This window comes from Nocardia salmonicida NBRC 13393, from assembly GCF_001613085.1.
Lineage (GTDB): Bacteria > Actinomycetota > Actinomycetes > Mycobacteriales > Mycobacteriaceae > Nocardia > Nocardia salmonicida.
This window is the reverse complement of sequence record NZ_BDBR01000009.1, coordinates 114,579-132,095: the sequence shown is the minus strand read 5'-3', so window position 1 is coordinate 132,095 and position 17,517 is coordinate 114,579. Positions and strand designations below refer to the sequence as shown.

The window sequence follows — 17,517 nt, the reverse complement described above, 5'->3', positions numbered from 1 at the left end:
ACCGAGCTATCCGATCGCACCACATCGGCTATTGCAACAGACCAGTCCGACACTCCGGCGCACCCCTACCGGAGGGACACGCTGCGAGACTGTGCGCGACCGGCCAGAATGGGTGTCGTGTCGTCGCTTCATGTGCACCGATTCGGCCCCGCCGACGGTCCCGTCGTCCTCGCCCTGCACGGTCTCACCGGCCACGGCAACCGGTGGGAAACCCTGGCCGCCGAGCACCTGCCCGAGGCCAGGATCATCGCCCCCGACCTGCGTGGACACGGCCGCTCCACCTCGCTGCCGCCGTGGGATTTCGAAACGATCGTCGCCGATCTCGCGGAGCTGCTTCGTGCCGAGACCGACGGACCCGTCGTCGTGGTCGGCCATTCGTTCGGCGGCGCCACCGGCATCCATCTGGCCCGGCAGCACCCCGACCTCGTGCGGGCGCTCGTGCTGCTCGATCCCGCCATCGGCATCGACGCGAAACTGATCGAGCAGATCGCCGTGGCCAATCTCGCCTCCCCGGATTACACCGATCTCGCCGAAGCCCGCTCCGACAAGCAGGTCAGCGCGTGGGGACCCGACGAAGTCGATCCCGAGATCCTCGAACGGGAGTTGGCCGAGCACCTCGTGCCGACCGAGGGTGGCCGGGTCGGCTGGCGCATCTTCCAGCCCGCGATCACCTCGTACTGGGGTCAGCTGGCGCGAGAGTTCGTGCTGCCGCCCGCTGGCCTGCCGACGGTGCTGGTCCGCGCCGCCAAGGTGCAGCCGCCCTATGTCACCGAGGAGTTCCTGGCCGCCCTCACCGACCACCTCGACGACTTCACTGCCGAGGTCTGGGACTGCGATCACATGGTCGCCCAGGCCCGCCCCGCCGACACCGCCGCGCTGATCGCCAGGGTCCTGTAGCCCGTGGCTGTCACTACGGAGGAGCAGGTGGAGAAGGTCCGTGAACTCGTCGCCGCGATCCCACCGGGTCGCGTCTCGACCTACGGCGACATCGCCGCCGCGGCCGGGCTGTCCTCGGCTCGCACCGTCGGCTGGATCATGCGCACCGACTCCGCGGATCTGCCGTGGCACCGTGTCATCGGCGCCAGCGGCCGTCCCGCCGCGCACCTGGCCACCCGCCAGCTGCGGCTGCTCACCGAAGAAGGTGTTCCGGTCGTCGACGGTCGTGTCGTTCTGCGCACCGCGCGACTCTGAGCGACCGCCACCCTCGACCGCGCGGGCGGCTCGAGCACCGGCAGCACGCCTACTAGCATGACTTTCGTGCCGTTCACCCGATTCAGGATCAGCCGATGACCGCCGTCGATGCCATCGTGCTCGCGGGTGGACGAGCCAGTCGGATGGGCGGGGTCGACAAACCGGCGATCGTGATCGGTGGGCGATCGATGCTCGACGCCGCGCTGGATTCGGTGCGCGACTGCGCCGAGGTGGTGGTGGTCGGTCCGTACCGTCCCGCACTCGATTCGCGGTTCCGGCAGGTTCGTGAGGTGCCGCCGGGTTCCGGGCCCGTCGCGGCGATCGGCACCGGTCTGAGCGCACTCGGCACCGCGGCCCCGTGGATTGTCGTGCTGGCCGCCGACATGCCGTTCCTCACCGCTGCCACCGTCCACGAATTGCTGCGCAGGGCAACCGAGTCCACCGCCGATGCCGTTTTCGCGATCGACGCCTCCGGTCGCCCGCAATACCTCGTCGGCGTCTGGCGGCGCAGCGCGCTGGTGGCAGCGGTGGCGGGACTGGGTTCACTGGTGAACCAGCCGATGAAGGCCATCGTGCCCGCCGAGACCGTCCTGGTCGAGCTCCCCGATATCGCCGACTGCGATACCGAGGAAGAGGTCCGCCGCGCCCGTGAATCCTTGGCCACCGACCGCGCGTCGGCCCGCCTCGACCTCACCGAAGCGCGCGAACGCCTCGGCACCGGCCTGACTCCCCTGGTCGCCTACGAGGCCGCGCTGAGCGAAGTCCCCGGTGCCGCACTGGCGGCGGCGATCACCGCGGCGGGCCCACTGCCCCGCTTCGACGTCTCCGCCATGGATGGCTACGCCGTCTGCGGCGAGGGTCCGTGGCAGTTGCGGCGCGACGTCGGCTTCGCGGGCGGCGCGCGGCCGGAGGGCCTGCGCTCGGGCGAGGCGGTACGCATCGCCACCGGCGCCCACGTTCCGGACGGCACCACCTCGGTTGTGCGCGACGAATTCGCCACCATCACCGGCGACGAGCTGGCCCGACTCCCCGACACCCCGTTTCGCGGCGATGTCCGAAAAAGCGGCGAGGACAGGAAGACCGGCGATCTCGTCGCCCCGGCGGGCACTCGGGTCACCGCCGCCCTCCGTTCGGCCGCGGCCTCGGTCGAGGTCATCACGGGCACCGTCCGTGGACCCGTTCGCGCGCGAATTGTCATGACCGGCGACGAAATTCGCAGCACCGGACCCCTTCAGACCGGCCAGACCCGCGACTCGATCGGTCCCGTCCTGCCAGATCTCCTCGCGGGCTGCGGCGTTCGCGTCGTCGACCGGGTCCACCTGCGCGACACGGCGCACGGATTCGACGACATGCTCACCGACACCTCCGATTTCGACCTACTCGTCGTAGTCGGCGCCACCGGCGGCGGCGCGGCCGACCAACTCCGTACCGCCATCGCCCGAGCCGAGGCCCGCGTCCTGGTCCCCCGACTCGCGCTGCGCCCAGGCGGTTCCACCGTTGTCGCCGAACTCCCCACGGGCCCCACCGTTCTCGGCCTCCCCGGCAACCCCTTCGCCGCCATCGCCGTCCTCCTCTCCCTCACCCCCGCGATCGTCGCCGCCCGCACCGGCGCCCGCCTCCCCCGAAAGATCCTGGGCCCACTCCACAACGCCGCCGAGATCACCGCCCCGGTCCAACGCATCACCCCCGCCCGCTACGCCCCCGACGGCGGCTGGGTCGGCGACCCGGTAGTCCGCACGGCTCACCTGGCCGGCCTGATAGACCGCGACGGCTTGGTCATCGTTCCCCCGAACGCCACCGACGGAGCAACCGTCGAATTCATCCCCCTCCCTTCCTGACCGGGTTATCGACAATGATCGAGATCGAATCCCCCGTTCTCGTCGCAATTCTCGCAATGTCACAGAATGGCGAAGCCCGGAATAGGTGGCCCACTGGGTCCGTTCCGGCAATGCGGAATGGATCGAGGACTGACACGCCGAATTTTCCCAGGTCAGAAACCTATTTTCAGCGCAGGTCTACCCTCACGCCGTAATGGTGCTTATTGTTGGTCGAGTCAGGCGTGGGACGCCCCGCACGCGAGGTGGATTGCGTCGGACAGTGCGTTGAAGGCTTAATCACTTATCCCTCGGAAAGGACCGTGTGGAGATGGCTGACAAGTCTAAAAAAGCACCGAAGAAGATGCCCAAGCAGATGCCGCGCCAGCAGCAGGAGCAGCGGCAGGAGCAGGGGCAGGACTCGCAAGGCATGACGCGAGCAGGCCAGGACGATCGGCGTGAGCAGCGCCGCCCCGGCCATCACTGATATACGTGTGTCGACGAGCCGCCGGTATCGCTACCGGCGGCTCGTCCACGTCATGCCCCGATGCGCACTGGCGCGCCTGCCGCGGATCCGCCCAGCCCACGCCGAGCCGTGGCCGGATCGGGGACGGGCACCGCGTCGACCAGGCGGCGGGTGTACTCCTGAGCCGGTGCGGCGAATACCGCGCGCACCTCGCCGGTTTCGACGATCCGGCCCTGCCGCAGCACCACTACCCGGTCGGCGACCTGGTGCACCACGGCCAGATCGTGACTGATGAACAGGCTGGCGAAGCCGTATTCGGCGCGTAGGTCGGCGAAGAGGTCGAGCACCTGCGCCTGCACCGATACGTCGAGCGCGCTGGTCGGCTCGTCGGCGACCAGCAGTCGCGGCGCCAAGGCCAGCGCGCGAGCCAACGCCACTCGCTGACGCTGCCCTCCGGACAACTCTCCCGGCCTGCGCTGCGCGTAATCCCTTGGCAGTCGGACCGATTCGAGCAAGGTCGCGACCTTGGCCTGCAACAGCGTGCCCGACGCGGCCCGATGCACCTGCAAAGGTTCGCCGATCGCGTCGGCGACCGTGCGGCGCGGATCGAGTGAGGCGCTCACATCCTGATGCACCAGCGCGACGTGCTTGCGCAGTCCACGCAGCTCGCGGCGCGACAATCCGGCCAGCACGACGCCTTGCAGCTCGACGCGTCCCGAGGTGGCGGGAACGAGCCCGAGCGCGGTGCGCCCCAGCGTGCTCTTGCCCGACCCGGATTCACCGACGACCCCGAGAACTTCACGTGGACCGAGGGTGAGCGAAATATCCTGCAGTGCCGGGAAAGGCGCAGCGCCATGGCGGCCGGGGTAGACGACCGAGAGGTCGTCGATCCGCAGCACATCGCGGTATTCGGATTCGCCTCGCCCCCCGCCCTTTTCGGCGACAACAGCGGGCCCACGCACCACTACCCGGCGCAGAATCCGGCGAACGCTCCGGTCCGAGGGGTCCGCCGGGACGTCATCCGAATCGTCGGTGAGGTCCGCCGACTCGTCGTCGCCGCCGTCGGACGCGTCGACCTCACCTGCTTCGTCCTCGTGCCGCACCGTCGTCTGGCCGTCATCCGTTGCGTCAGTGGCGAGTGCGTCCTCCGCACCACCCGGGCTGACGGCATCCACCTCGGCGACAGGTGCGGGCTCTTCGCCTCGCGACGACACCGCGGGCAATCGCGGCACCGCGGCCAGCAACGTCCGGGTGTATTCCTCGCCCGGTTCGGCGAACAACCCGAACACCGACTTTTCCTCGACCACCCGCCCCTCGCGCATCACCACGACCCGGTCGGCGATCTCCGCGACCACGCCGAGGTTATGAGTGATGAACAGGATCGCCGTGCCGCGCTGCCGTTGCAGGGAGCGCAGTAGATCGAGGATCTCGGCCTGCACGGTGACATCGAGCGCGGTGGTCGGCTCGTCGGCGATGAGCAGTTCGGGCTCGCCGGACAGGGCGAGCGCGATCACCACGCGCTGCTTCTGCCCGCCGGAGAGTTGATGCGGGTACCAGTCGAGGCGCTTGTCCGGTTCCGGAATATCCACCGCCGTCAGCAGATCGATCGCGCGGGTTCGAGCGAGGGCCTTGTCGGTCACGCCGTGCGCGCGCAGCGCCTGCGCGATCTGGGTGCCGATCTTCTGCACCGGATTCAGCGCGGTCTGCGGCTCCTGAAAGACCATGGCGGCCTTGGTACCGCGCAGATCCCGCAACACGGATTCGGCGGCACCGACGACCTGTGTGCCCCCGAGCCGGATCGACCCGCCTGCCCGCGCGGTCTCCGGCAGCAGCCCGAGCACCGATCGCGCGGTGAGCGATTTCCCCGAACCGGACTCACCGACCAGGGCGACGACTTCACCCCGGCGCACCCGCAAGCTCACCCCATCGACGACGATCTTGTCGCCGAACCCCACCGTCAACTCGTCGATCTCGAGCACGGGGTCGAGTGGATCAGATGGTGCGCTCATGCCAATCTCCTTGCCCGGCCCAGTGCTTGGGCGATCAACAGGAATCCCAGGGTCAACGCGGCCAACGGTCCGATCGCGATCCACGGATTCGCGTCCAGGTTGGCGATCGAGGCCGCGATCAGCGATCCCAGCGAGGGCTGCGGCGGCAGTACGCCGATGCCGATGAAACTCATCGCGCCCTCGATGAACACCGCCACCGACAGCGACAGCGCGAACTGCACGCCGAGCGGCTCGATCACATTGGGCAGCACATGCTTGCGCAAGGTCCACCAGGTGTCGGCGCCGATCACCTCCGAGGCTTCGACGAACGGCTGTTCGCGCACGGCCAGCACCGCCGTGCGGATCTGACGACCGAAGATCGGGATCTCGGCGGCGACGATCACGATGACCACCGCGTGCCAGCCGGGCCCGGTGATCGCGGCGAGCGTGATGCCCAAGATCAGTGTTGGAAAGGCCAGAATCAGGTCGAATACCCGTTGGACGGTCACGTCCGCGACGGGGTGGACGGTGGCAGCCAGGCCGATCAGCGCACCGACAACGGCGCCGATCGGCACCGCGAGCAGCGCGATCAGCAGGTCGATCCGGATACCGGCCAGGACTCGCGCGGCCACATCACGGTTGAGATGGTCGGTGCCGAGCCAGTGTTGCGCGCTCGGCCCGAGCAGGTTGGCGCCGGGGATCTGGGTGAGCGGATCGTAGGAGCTGAGCAGGCCGGCGAACACCCCGGCCAGCGCCACCACGACGACCAGCAGCACCCCGGCCAGTCCCTGTCCATGGCGCAGCGCCCACAGCGGACCTTCGCGGCGCGGTGAATCATGCGCTGTGACAACAGGTTTCTCGGTTGCCGTCGTCATGACCGTCCTCCGATCCGAATCCGCGGATCCAGCCACGCGTGCGCGACATCGGTGATCAGCTGGATCACCACGAATACCGCCACCGACAGCAGCAACAGCACCTGCACGAGCGGATAGTCGCGACGACTGATGCCCTGTTCGATGAGCTGCCCGATCCCCGGCCACACGAAGGCCGCCTCGACCAGCACCGCGCCACCGAGCAATTGCCCGGTCTGGATGCCGAGCACGGTGAGCATGGTCGGCAGCGCGTTGCGCAGGGCGCCACGGGTGACGATCTCGCGATAGCCGACACCGAGTGACCGTGCTGTCAGCACATACTGTTTCGCGAGTTCGGTGCGCAGCGCTTCGGTGAGGAACCGGGTCAGCGCCGCCGACACCGGCAATGCGAGGCAGATCGCGGGCAGCAGTAGATACTGCACCGCGATATCGGGTCGCGCGATGAATCCGTCCGGCGGCACCCCACCGGCGGGCAGCACCGGAATCGCGACGGCGAACACCAGCACGAGCAGCGGGCCGACCACGAAGGTCGGTAGCGCGACGGCGGCCGTATTCGCCGCGGCGACAACCGTATTCAACCAGCGGCTCGGCCACAGCACCGACGCCACCGACACGATCAGACTCACCAGCACGGCTAGAAGCAGCGCGGTCACGGTGAGCACCAACGTATTGGTGAGCCCACGGCCGACCAGATCGGTGATCTCACCGCCGATGATGTAGGAGCGACCGAGGTCGAGGGTGAACAGGTCGCCCAGCCACTGCAGGTACTGCACCGGGATCGACCGGTCGAGGCCGAGCTGGTGGCGGATCACCTCGATGGTCTGCGGTGTCGCGTCGTTTCCGGCCAGGATGGTGGCCGGATCACCGGGGACGAGCCGCAACAGCAGGAAGATCAGCACCGAGGCGCCGAACAGCACCAGCAGCGCCGACGGAAGGCGGTGCAGTAGATAGCGCGTCATGACAGGAAGGTGTCGGTGAGAACGGGTTCGCGGCGCTTGGTCCAGGCGAAACCGTGCACCTTGTTGACGGTGGAGTACTGCTGGAAACGCACGCCGATCTCGATCAGGAACAGCCCTTCCAGCAGCTGGTCGGTGACGGCCTGATAGGCGCGCACCGCATCGGGCCCGGTGCCCTGCGCCAGCTGCCATGCCGTGTCGGCGGCCGCGGTGTAGGCGGGCGATTCGTAGCGCGAGGCATTGCGGCGCGCGTTGAACGGGTAGGCGCTCACCGTGAGCGTCGACGGAACGAACTGCGCCCACGAATGGTCGGTGACCCACAGGCCACGGAATTGCTGGCCGGTGAGCTGCTTGACGAAGGTGGCGGCGTCGACCGGGTCGAGGTCGACCTCGATACCCACGTCGGCGAGGTTGGCCTGCACGATCTGGGCGACCTCGCCGTACCCGGGGGCGAAGGTCAGCGGCAGCTTCGGCGGCTTGGCCGCCTGGCCGAGGAGTTGCTTGGCCTTGTCGATGTCACGCTTGTACTTGGCGTTGCGGGATTCGTCGAAGGCCGGCGAGTTCTTGGGCCACGGCACATTCAGCGGATATCCCGCACCCCGGAACACCTCGTCGATGATGCGTTCGCGGTCGAGGGAGAAGGCGATGGCCTGGCGGACCCGGACATCGGCCAGCGACGGCTCGGTCACATTGACGCCGACATAGGCTTGCAGTTCGGCGCCCTCGAGATCGTGCACCGTGAATCCGCCGCTCTTGCCGAGGTTTTCGGCATCGCGGTAGCCGAGTTCGCGCGCCGCGGCGATCTGACCGGACTTCAACGCGTTGAGCAGCGCGTTCGGGTCGGGGATGATCGAGACCTCGACCCGGTCGAGGTACGGGCGCTCAGGCAGCCAGTAGTTCGGGTTCTTCTCGAAGATCAACTGCGAGTTCGGCACGCGCTGCACGTATTCGAAGGGGCCGGTGCCGATATAGGTGTCGCCGGTGCCGAGCTTGTCGGCGGTTTCGCTGTCCAGGATCGGCACGGTGTCGAGCAGGTCGTAGATGTTGCTCAGTGGGTGTGCGAGCTGCAACACGATCCGCGTCGGCGAGACGATGTCGAAACCGGTGACGGCCGCCGCCGAGCTACGCAGCTGCGCTGACCATTTGGCGTCGGCATAGGTGCGCAGCGAGAACTCCACGTCCTTGGCGGTGAAGGGGCGCCCGCTGTGGAACTTCACGTCGTCGCGCAGGTCCAGGCTCAGCGAACGACCGTCGGCAGCGAGCTGCCACGACTCGGCCAGCAACGGCTGCGGTTCCAGGGTGTCGTTCGGGTAGCGGATCAGCGATTCGTAGACCAAGCCGATCACGACCGGGGTCGCCGCGGTGTTGGTGAGCAGGTTCGCGGGCACCAGGTCCTCACGGATACCGACCTTCAGGGTGCCGCCGCGCACCGGCGTCGCGTCGTCCCCGCCCGCCTTCTGTTCCGAGACCGCCGAGGTGCAGGCCGCCAGTGCGGCGCCGCCGAAGATGGCCGCGGCGGCGATGCCGCTGGTGCGCAAGAAATTTCGGCGGCCGAAGCCACTCGCCGTTGAACTCATCGTGAAGATCCTCGAAGACGCATCGGCCCGCGCGGCGGGCCGAGGAGGGTGCGCACAGCGCACCGCAGGAAAGGGAACACATCGGCTCGGCCGCGAACGTCGTGGGCGTTCGTCAGCCGCGCAGGACGCGACACGAACAGCAGCAGGGTGGCTGATTCGTGGGCACGGCAGTGACGCTAACAAGTTGCGACGTACCGGTCACCGATTCCACGCACACTGCACATAACCCTGGTGACCAGCGGATACGTCGCCTTTACTGCCAGAATGCCTGTTCCACCCCATGCTCGCGGTTACGCATCCTTCGGCGGCTCGGCCGGTCGCACGTCCGCGGAGTCGACTCCCGATTGGACCTATCCGCCCACTGCTCCGGCGGGCTCGCCGAACATCGTCGTCGTGCTCGTCGACGACATGGGGTACAGCGATATAGGCCCGTTCGGTTCGGAAATCGAGACACCGACACTGGACCGTCTCGCGGCCGAGGGTGTGCGGCTGTCGAACTATCACACGACGCCACTGTGCTCGCCCTCGCGCGCGGCGCTGCTGACCGGAATCAATTCTCACCGCGCGGGTTTCGGGTTCGTCGCCAACGCCGATCCCGGCTATCCGGGCCTGCGGCTGGAATTGGCCGACGACGTGCTCACGCTGCCGGAGATATTGCGCGACAACGGTTACGCCACCTACGCGGTGGGCAAATGGCATCTGGTGCGCGACGCCACGATGAACCCGTCCGCGCATCGGGACTCCTGGCCGACCCAGCGCGGATTCGACCGCTACTACGGGTCGCTGGAGGGGCTGAACTCCTTCTACTACCCCAATCAGCTGGTGTCGGACAGCTCGGTGGTCGATGTCGAGGAATATCCGGAGGGCTATTACCTCACCGACGATCTCACCGACAAGGCGCTGTCCTACATCAAGGATCTGCGCGCGCACGACACCGAGAAGCCTTTCTTCCTGTACTTCGCGCACGTGGCGATGCACGGACCGCTGCAGGCCAAGGCCGAGGACCAGGCCAAGTATCGCGGTCGCTACGCCGAGGGCTGGGACGAACTGCGCAGGCGCCGCTTCGCCGAGCAGCTGGCGCAGGGGTTGTTCCCGCCGGGTACCGAGCAGAAGCCGCGCAACACCGAGCCGGGTTACGAAGCGGCGGAGTGGGATTCGCTGTCTGCCGACGAGCAGCGGCGCTACGCCGCGTACATGGAGGTGTACGCGGGCATGGTCGACAGCATCGACCAGAGCCTGGGACGCATCGTCGACCTGCTCGAAGACCTCGGCGAACTCGACAACACCATCATCGTGTTCACCTCCGACAACGGTGGCACCGCGGAGGGCGGACCGGAGGGCACCCGCTCCTACTTCGCCGAATTCGCCCACGTCGACGACCCCGACTGGGTGGGCGATGTCCCCCACGACGAAGACCTGATCGGCACCGCGAAGCTGGGCGTGCACTACCCGCGCGGCTGGGGTCAGGCGTCCAACACACCGTTCCGGTTCTACAAGGGCCAGACGTTCGCCGGTGGTGTGCGGGTACCGCTGGTCATGTCGTGGCCGAAGGGGTTGCCCCGCACCGATACCGATTCCGGCATCCGCCACGAATACGCCTACGTCACCGATCTGGCGCCGACGTTGCTCGAGCTGGCGGGTCTGGACCGTCCTTCTGTGCGTAACGGCTTGCCCGCCAAAGACTTCGACGGCGTCTCCGCGGCCGAGCTGCTGCGCGATCAGGCGGCCCCGACGCGGCACACCGAGCAGTACTCGGAGATGACCGGTCACCGCGGCTTCTACCGCGACGGCTGGAAACTGCTGTCGCTGCACGATGCCGACGCCGACATCGACGCGCCGAACTGGCAGCTGTTCGACGTGCGCGCCGACCCCACGGAGCTGCACGATGTTTCGGCGCAGTACCCGGACAAGGCCGCCGAACTGGCCGCCGCCTGGGACGAATCAGCGTGGGCCAACACCGTGTTCCCGCTGCTGACCCGCGCCGACCTGTTCCGCCGTCGCCCGGAGGAGGCGCGTTACGCCGCTCCGGTGCGGCTGCTGCCCGGCACCCCCACCCTGGAGCGCTACCGCTCCCAACGCCTCATCGCCTTCCGCGACTTCACGATCACCGCCGACTTGACCGGCACGGCGTCGGCACGCGGTACGGCGGTACCCGATGAGCGGGTGGTCGACGGCTATCAGCCCGGCGACGAAGGAGTCCTCGTCGCACACGGTGACCCGCTCGGCGGGTACCTGCTCTACATCGAGGACGGCGAAGTAGTGCTCGGCGTGAACAGCTACGGGCGGTATGCGTCCGTCGGCCTGCCTCTGCCCATCGGGACGCGCGAGATCACCGTGCGAGCCACCGTCGAGCCGCGTCTGCGCTGGGACTTCACCATCCAGGTAGACGGCACGCCGCTCGCGGAGCTCACCGACCAGGTGCAACTGGTCGGCATGGCGCCGTGGACCGGGATCTCCGTCGGCGTCGACGCGCGCGGTCCGGTCTCGTGGGATCTGCGCGAGCGCCGCGGACCGTTCCGCTATTCCGGCGGCCTGCGCGCGATCACCTACACGCCCGGTCCCGTGCAGGTCCCGCAGCGCACGATCGACGCGGTGGAGCGGGAGGCCGAGTACGCCGCGGAGTGATCGACCGGCCCCGCGGATCGAGTCGCGACCAGGTCGGATACCGTTTACCAGCCAGAAAATGCCACGCAGACAGGACGCCGGAGATGGACGACAGTTCCCTGATCTGGGACGACGGTGCGCTCGTCACCATCGACCAGCGCGGACTGCCGCACGAGGTGCGAGAACTTCGCCTGCGCACCGTCGACGAGGTCATCGAGGCGATCACCACCCTCGCCATTCGCGGCGCTCCGGCGATCGGGATCGCGGGCGCGTTCGGTGTGGTCATCGCGACCAGGGCGCACACTCGCGACGGCGTATCCGGCGAAACGGGTGGCTCGACCGGCGGCGTAGTCGATGACAGTGGCAGCAGAGGCCACAGGGTGATCGATGTGGCCGCCGTGCAGGCGGAGGCCGACCGTATCGCCGCGGCTCGACCGACGGCGGTCAATCTGGCGTGGGCAGTCGACCGAGTCCGCGGCCGGATCGCCGACGGTGCCGACGCGGTGCTGGCCGAGACCTTCGACCTGCTCGCCGAGGACGGCCGGGTCAATCTCTCCGCTGCCACCCATGCCGCCGACCTGGTGCAACGTCTGTGCGGTGAGCGGCCGCTCCGGCTACTGACGCACTGCAATACCGGCCGTCTCGCCACCAGCGCGGTCGGCACCGCGATCGGCGCTCTGCGGGTGCTGCACGAACGCGGTGTCGTCGAGGACGTGATCGTCGACGAGACCCGCCCGCTGTTGCAGGGCGCGCGGCTCACCGCGTGGGAGCTGGCCGAGGCGGGCATTCCGCATCGGCTGACCATCGATTCCGCCGCCGCCTGGGCGATGGCGACCGGACAGATCGACGCCGTGCTGGTCGGCGCCGACCGGATCACCGCCAACGGCGACGTCGCCAACAAGATCGGCACCTTCACCCTGGCCCTGGCCGCCCGCCACCACGGCATCCCGTTCATCGTGGTCGCCCCGGAATCCACCCGTGATACCGCGATGGCCACCGGCGCGCAGATCGTGGTGGAACAGCGGGCCGCCGCCGAGGTGACCGGCTTCGGCGGCGTCGACACCGCACCGGCGGGCACCGCGGTGTTCAACCCCGCCTTCGATGTGACGCCGACCGATCTGGTCACCGCCGTCGTCACGGAAAACGGTGTGGTCTACCGGAACTCGGATACCTATGACGAGCACGGCCGTGCGTCGGCGGCCACCGTCGAGAACACCGACAGGCCCCTCGCCGCGCGGGGACAGGCGATCGCCGCTACCGCACGCCAGCTGTACGAGCGGGGCTGGATGCCGGGCACCGCGGGCAATATCTCGGTGCGGGTCGACCCCGCCGATGCCCTCGTCACCGCCAGCGGCCTGTCCAAAGGCGAACTCGGCGAGGACGACACGGTGCTCGTCGCGATCGCCGACACCATCGCGCGCCCAGGTCAGAGCCGGAAGCCGTCCGCGGAGACCAGCATTCACACCGCCGTCTACCGCACCCGTCCCGCCGGCGCGGTCGTGCACGTGCACTCCCCGTTCGCCACCGCGCTGGCGACTACTTCCGCGCGGCCCGGCGGCGCGGTGACCCCGCTGCGGATCAGCGGTTTCGAACTGCTCAAGGGATTCGGCCTCACCGACCCGTCGACGGTCGTGATCCCGGTCTTCCCGAACTGGCCGGAGGTGGCGCGCATCGGCGCCGACATCGACACCTACCTCAGCGAAAACCCCGACGCCCCACCGATTCTGTTCATCACCGGGCACGGGATCACCACCTGGGGTGACACTCTTGCCCAGGCGCGCGATCGCGCCGAATGCCTGGAAGCCCTGTGCGAGTTGATCGCCCGTACGGGACGTACCGACGCCATGCCTCTCGAGATCGGACCGACATGACCCTGTTGCAAGTGATGGCCGCCGACAACGCCGCCGACGTCCGGGTGCGCACCACCGACCCCACCGAGATCGGCGCCGAGCTGGCACAACACGGCATCGCCTACTCGCACTGGGCCGTGCTCGCCGACGCCGCCGCGACCGACTCCGACACCCTGCTCGCCCACTACGGCCCGCAGATCGCCGAACTCAACGCCTCGGGCCGCTACGAGCACATCGACATCGCCCGCATCCATCCCGACGCCGACAACCCGGAGTGGCCTGCCACCGCCGCCGGTGCGCGCGCGAAGTTCCTCGACGAGCACCGCCACGCCGAGGACGAGGTGCGCTTCTTCGCCGCTGGCCGCGGCTGCTTCTACCTGCACGTGGGCGACGCCGTGCTGGCGACGGTCTGCGAAGCGGGCGACCTGCTCTCGGTCCCGGCGGGCACCCTGCACTGGTTCGATATGGGCACCACCCCCGACTTCATCGCCATCCGCTTCTTCGAGGAGGCCGACGGCTGGGTCGGCGACTTCACCGGCGACAAGATCAGCGCGGGCTTCCCGACCCTCGACGAACTGCTCGCGTGACCCGCGCGATCGTCCTCGACATCGAGGGCACCACCAGCCCCACCGACGCGGTCCGCACCGACCTCTACGGCTACACCGAACAGCACCTGCCCGCCTGGCTGGCCGACAATGCCTCCGGCCCCGCGGAATCGGTGATCGCGCGGACCCGCGAACTGGCCGGAGAACCCACCGCGGACACCGACCGAGTCGCCGCGATCCTCATCGCCTGGCTGCATTCCGACGTGAAGGCCGAGCCCCTCAAAGCCGCCCAGGGCGCGATCTGCGCCGAGGGCTTCCGCGCCGGCGCACTACACGGACGCTTCTTCGAGGATGTGGTACCCGCGCTGAAGACATGGCATGCCGACGGCTACCGACTGTTCGTCTATTCCTCGGGTTCCGAACGCAACCAACGAGATTGGTTCACCTTCGCCGAGACCGGCGACCTGTCCAGCTTGATCACCGATCACTTCGACCTGGTCAGCGCAGGCGCCAAACGGGAGGCGGGTTCCTATGAGCTCATCGCCGACCGGATCGGCGTCCCGGCGCGGGACATCCTGTTCCTGTCCGACCACGCCGACGAACTCGATGCCGCGGTGGCCGCGGGTTGGCAGGCTGTCGGCGTGCACCGACGCGGCGAACCGAATCCACCACGGCCACCGCATCGTTGGGTGAGTTCGTTCGCCGAGGTCGAGGTCGCCGAATACTGAGGTGGCGCGCTCTCAGCCGACGTGCGCCCTGACCGCGCCGAGCGGTCCCCGCTGGACTGTCCCGAACACCCGTCGTGCGTGGACGGCGACCGGGCTCGTCGACCACGGCGCCAGCGTGGTGGTGAACATCAGTTCGCACCAGGACAGGGCGGGGATCTCGCCTGCGGCGAGGGTGGCGATGAGGGAGAGTTCGGTGTCGTGGCCGAGCCAGGCCGCTACCAGCCAGGAGGCGTCGAGGCGGCCGAGGAATTCCTCGGCGTCCTCGGGCGGGCCGTGCGGTGTGTCGACGGCGAGGTGGACGACGGCGGCGATGGCGTGGCGCATCTTGGCGTCCATCCCGATCGCGTCGTGCAGCAGCAAACTTTCCAGTGCCGAGCGCAATTCCATCGAGGGATCAAGTGCCAGTTCGTGCATGTCGAGCCTTTCCTGTGGTTCGGACTGCTGATCGAGACCGCCGGTGATAGCCCGCAGCGTCGGGATCGTCTGTGGTACTTCCGGATCGACGAGGCCGATCAACGGGCCCGACGTCCAGTCGAGCCTGCCGAACGCCTGGCACCAGTCCAGTGCCGGATTATCTTCGGAGACAACCAGATCGAGGGCCAGCCCGGCCATCGACGCGGTGCAGGCCAGGGTGATGGCGTCGAGTCCGTCCTCGCTGACTGTCAGGTGCAGTGTCACCTTCTCGACTCCGGTGTCCTCGCGGGCTCGGCCCGCGAGCCAGATCGCGCGGCCCGCGGCGCCCATCGCGGCCGCGAGCTGGTCACCGCGGGGATGGTCGGCGTCGGCGTCGATGAACGGGCCGTACCAGATCGCCCTGCCCTCCGCGTCGCAGACCGCGAAGGTCGCCGAGACGCTGTCACCCGCGGCGGCCAAACTTATGTGGGCATCCTGCCCCTGCTCCGTCACCCTCATCAATATCCCCGTTTTCCGATTCGAGCCGACTGTCACCGACATCTCCTATCCAATCGGCCACAAACGGACATGTCCACAGGGCGCGCACAAATAGACGGCCCCAGTTAGGTATATACACTCGCCAGTGAATTCACAGAACCGGCCGTGCACCCATCAGGCGGTGCCGCATTCGGTCCGCAACCGGGCGAAATCGACCGCGCCGCTTGTATGTTTCGACCATGCCCTTCGTACACTCCGATTCTGTCAACGTTCATTTCCGCACCGATGCGGTCCAAGGACCGACGCTGCTGCTCGCCCATGGATTCCTCATGGACGAATCCATGTTCGAGCCCATCCGGAAGGTCCTGGCGCACACCGATATCAATGTCGTCGCCTGGGACGCGCGCGGTCACGGCCGCACCGGATACGGCGACGACCCGCGCTTCGACTATTGGGATCTGGCCACCGACGGTCTGCGGGTGCTCGATGCACTCGGCATCGAGAGCGCGATTGTCGGCGGCATGAGCCAGGGCGGTTACGCGGCATTGCGGATGGCATTGCTCGCCCCCGAACGCGTCACCGGATTGGCACTGCTCGATACCGAAGCCGACGCGTGCACCAGGAGCGACGAAACCTATTACGAGAACTTCTTCGACGAATGGTGCGGCAGCGGCGATTTGCGGCCACTGGCCGAAGAACTCGCGCCGCTATTGATCGGCGGCACCGATCCGCGGATCTGGCAGACCTGGATCGCCCGCTGGCTCGACGCCGATCGCACCGCGATCCGCCCGGCGGCCGAGTGCCTGATCGGGCGCGATTCGGTCCGTGGGCGACTCGACGAAATAGGCGTGCCCGCTCTCGTTCTGCGCGGCGAACACGACCACAGCAGTACCGCGGCCAAGTGCGCGCGCTTGGCGGAGGAACTGCCGGGCGCGAATGGGGTACGCACGGTGGCGGGCGCGGGCCACGGCTGCGCGCTGACTCATCCCGAACAGGTTGCCGCCGCGCTGGCCACGCTGGTGACGGCCTGCACCCCGTATGCCGTGGAGCCGGTGGCGGTCGCCGGTATCTAGCGGTCGGGCCCGCGAACGCCCTGGTAGTACTGGATGCGACCGGGATAGGCGACGGAATCGAGCCGGAACAGCTGGACCTCGACGGTGTAGTTCTCGCCGGTGTGCAGATCACAGAGCCGCATGGCGGTGTGCTCGCGGCCGTACACGGTGTCGCCGTCGTCCCAGATGCGGCGGAAGTCGCGATATTGCGCCAATTCGTCGAGCAGGTCGGAGGCCCAGTCGCCACCGACCTGCTGGCCGATCAGGCCGCGTAGCCAGTGCACGGTGAGGGTGGACTCCTTCTCCCATTCCACCATTACTTTGCGCGAGAGCGGGTTACCGAAGAACCAGCGCAGAATATTGACATCCTCGACCAGTCCTGGGAACGCGCGATCATAGGAATGGTTGCCCGCGAGCACGTTCCAGCGGGTGTCGACATAGGCCGCCAGATCAGGTTCCCGCAGCGACAGAGTCCGGCGCATCTCGGTGCTGATCTCGGCTCGCAGATCCTCGACCGACGGATTGTCGACCGGCGCGATGCCGGCCAGATCGAATAGATGTCTGCGCTCGATATCGGTCACCGGCGCGATCCGGTCGAGGTAGCGCACGAGCGCCTCGATCACCGCGCGCGTCGGCCGGTCCCGATCCCCGCTCTCCAAATGCGTGATGTAACTCGAACTGACCCCCGCCGCGAAGGCGAGTTTCTCCCTCGAAATCCGCCGATCGTCGCGAAGTCGCCGTAGCAACCCGCCGAGCGTCGGCGGTTTCGGCGGTCCATCTGGTCCGTCGAACGATGGCTTCGGTATCACGACTACCCTTCCTGTCTGCACGGGCCAATCCTGGATGACTATTCAACCTCGAACCAACCGCCAACCGGAAAAGATGCCGTTTCTTTATATTAGCGCCACTTCGTTTGGGTAGTTAACCTGCGGCAACTGTGCTCGCGGTCACGAAATACGGCCGTTCTGAACCGAATTAAAAGG

General features: G+C 67.9%; 15 protein-coding genes. 9 read left to right on the top strand and 6 right to left on the bottom strand.

Annotated elements, in window-relative coordinates:
• Positions 1 to 108: 108 nt before the first annotated feature.
• From NS1_RS10445 to NS1_RS39935, 4 genes are all read left to right on the top strand, one after another.
• The gene (locus NS1_RS10445) at positions 109 to 897 is read left to right on the top strand and encodes an alpha/beta fold hydrolase (RefSeq protein ID WP_062983726.1); all 789 of its coding nucleotides are present in this window, start codon (positions 109 to 111) and stop codon (positions 895 to 897) included.
• Positions 898 to 900: 3 nt separating this feature from the next.
• Positions 901 to 1,191: an MGMT family protein gene (locus NS1_RS10440; RefSeq protein ID WP_056812765.1), complete on the top strand. Its 291-nt coding sequence runs from the start codon at positions 901 to 903 to the stop codon at positions 1,189 to 1,191.
• A gap of 95 nt (positions 1,192 to 1,286) precedes the next feature.
• The gene (locus NS1_RS10435) at positions 1,287 to 3,029 is read left to right on the top strand and encodes an NTP transferase domain-containing protein (RefSeq protein ID WP_062983724.1); all 1,743 of its coding nucleotides are present in this window, start codon (positions 1,287 to 1,289) and stop codon (positions 3,027 to 3,029) included.
• Between the two features lie 307 nt (positions 3,030 to 3,336).
• A complete protein-coding gene (locus tag NS1_RS39935) occupies positions 3,337 to 3,492 on the top strand; it encodes a hypothetical protein (protein ID WP_156677410.1) in 156 nt (51 codons plus the stop codon).
• A 50-nt stretch (positions 3,493 to 3,542) separates the two neighbouring features.
• Here the strand turns inward: NS1_RS39935 and NS1_RS41580 are convergent, their stop codons facing one another.
• The 4 genes from NS1_RS41580 to NS1_RS10415 are packed head-to-tail and all read right to left on the bottom strand — an operon-like array spanning position 3,543 to position 8,864.
• A complete protein-coding gene (locus NS1_RS41580; protein WP_062983722.1) occupies positions 3,543 to 5,480 on the bottom strand; it encodes a dipeptide ABC transporter ATP-binding protein in 1,938 nt (645 codons plus the stop codon).
• Positions 5,477 to 6,334 carry an ABC transporter permease gene (locus NS1_RS10425; RefSeq protein ID WP_062983720.1) on the bottom strand — a complete coding sequence of 286 codons (858 nt, stop codon included), beginning with the start codon at positions 6,332 to 6,334 and terminating at the stop codon, positions 5,477 to 5,479. Before NS1_RS10425 ends, NS1_RS41580 begins: the two co-directional genes overlap by 4 nt.
• A complete protein-coding gene (locus NS1_RS10420) occupies positions 6,331 to 7,290 on the bottom strand; it encodes an ABC transporter permease (protein WP_062983718.1) in 960 nt (319 codons plus the stop codon). The genes NS1_RS10425 and NS1_RS10420 overlap by 4 nt, the downstream gene beginning before the upstream one ends.
• Complete coding sequence (locus tag NS1_RS10415; protein WP_062983716.1) at positions 7,287 to 8,864, bottom strand: ABC transporter substrate-binding protein; 1,578 nt, start codon at positions 8,862 to 8,864, stop codon at positions 7,287 to 7,289. The genes NS1_RS10420 and NS1_RS10415 overlap by 4 nt, the downstream gene beginning before the upstream one ends.
• Positions 8,865 to 9,128: 264 nt before the next feature.
• On the opposite strand from NS1_RS10415, the gene NS1_RS10410 reads away from it, so the two are divergent.
• The 4 genes from NS1_RS10410 (at position 9,129) to mtnC (ending at position 14,591) form a co-directional block, all read left to right on the top strand.
• Positions 9,129 to 11,489, top strand: coding sequence for an arylsulfatase (locus NS1_RS10410; RefSeq protein WP_062983713.1), 2,361 nt, complete (start codon positions 9,129 to 9,131; stop codon positions 11,487 to 11,489).
• An 83-nt stretch (positions 11,490 to 11,572) separates the two neighbouring features.
• Positions 11,573 to 13,339: a bifunctional S-methyl-5-thioribose-1-phosphate isomerase/methylthioribulose 1-phosphate dehydratase gene (locus NS1_RS10405; RefSeq protein ID WP_062983712.1), complete on the top strand. Its 1,767-nt coding sequence runs from the start codon at positions 11,573 to 11,575 to the stop codon at positions 13,337 to 13,339.
• Complete coding sequence (locus tag NS1_RS10400; RefSeq protein ID WP_062983710.1) at positions 13,336 to 13,905, top strand: 1,2-dihydroxy-3-keto-5-methylthiopentene dioxygenase; 570 nt, start codon at positions 13,336 to 13,338, stop codon at positions 13,903 to 13,905. Before NS1_RS10405 ends, NS1_RS10400 begins: the two co-directional genes overlap by 4 nt.
• Positions 13,902 to 14,591: an acireductone synthase gene (gene mtnC / locus NS1_RS10395; RefSeq protein WP_062983708.1), complete on the top strand. Its 690-nt coding sequence runs from the start codon at positions 13,902 to 13,904 to the stop codon at positions 14,589 to 14,591. The genes NS1_RS10400 and mtnC overlap by 4 nt, the downstream gene beginning before the upstream one ends.
• A 12-nt stretch (positions 14,592 to 14,603) precedes the next feature.
• Here the strand turns inward: mtnC and NS1_RS10390 are convergent, their stop codons facing one another.
• Positions 14,604 to 15,503 carry a hypothetical protein gene (locus NS1_RS10390; protein WP_062983706.1) on the bottom strand — a complete coding sequence of 300 codons (900 nt, stop codon included), beginning with the start codon at positions 15,501 to 15,503 and terminating at the stop codon, positions 14,604 to 14,606.
• Positions 15,504 to 15,721: 218 nt separating this feature from the next.
• Here NS1_RS10390 and NS1_RS10385 point away from each other — a divergent pair, with 218 nt between their 5' ends.
• Positions 15,722 to 16,555, top strand: a complete 834-nt coding sequence (locus NS1_RS10385; RefSeq protein WP_062983704.1) for an alpha/beta fold hydrolase — start codon at positions 15,722 to 15,724, stop codon at positions 16,553 to 16,555.
• Here NS1_RS10385 and NS1_RS10380 read toward each other — a convergent pair.
• Complete coding sequence (locus NS1_RS10380) at positions 16,552 to 17,343, bottom strand: helix-turn-helix transcriptional regulator (protein ID WP_255284485.1); 792 nt, start codon at positions 17,341 to 17,343, stop codon at positions 16,552 to 16,554. The two genes, NS1_RS10385 and NS1_RS10380, sit on opposite strands and share 4 nt — an antisense overlap.
• Between the last annotated feature and the right edge of the window lie 174 nt (positions 17,344 to 17,517).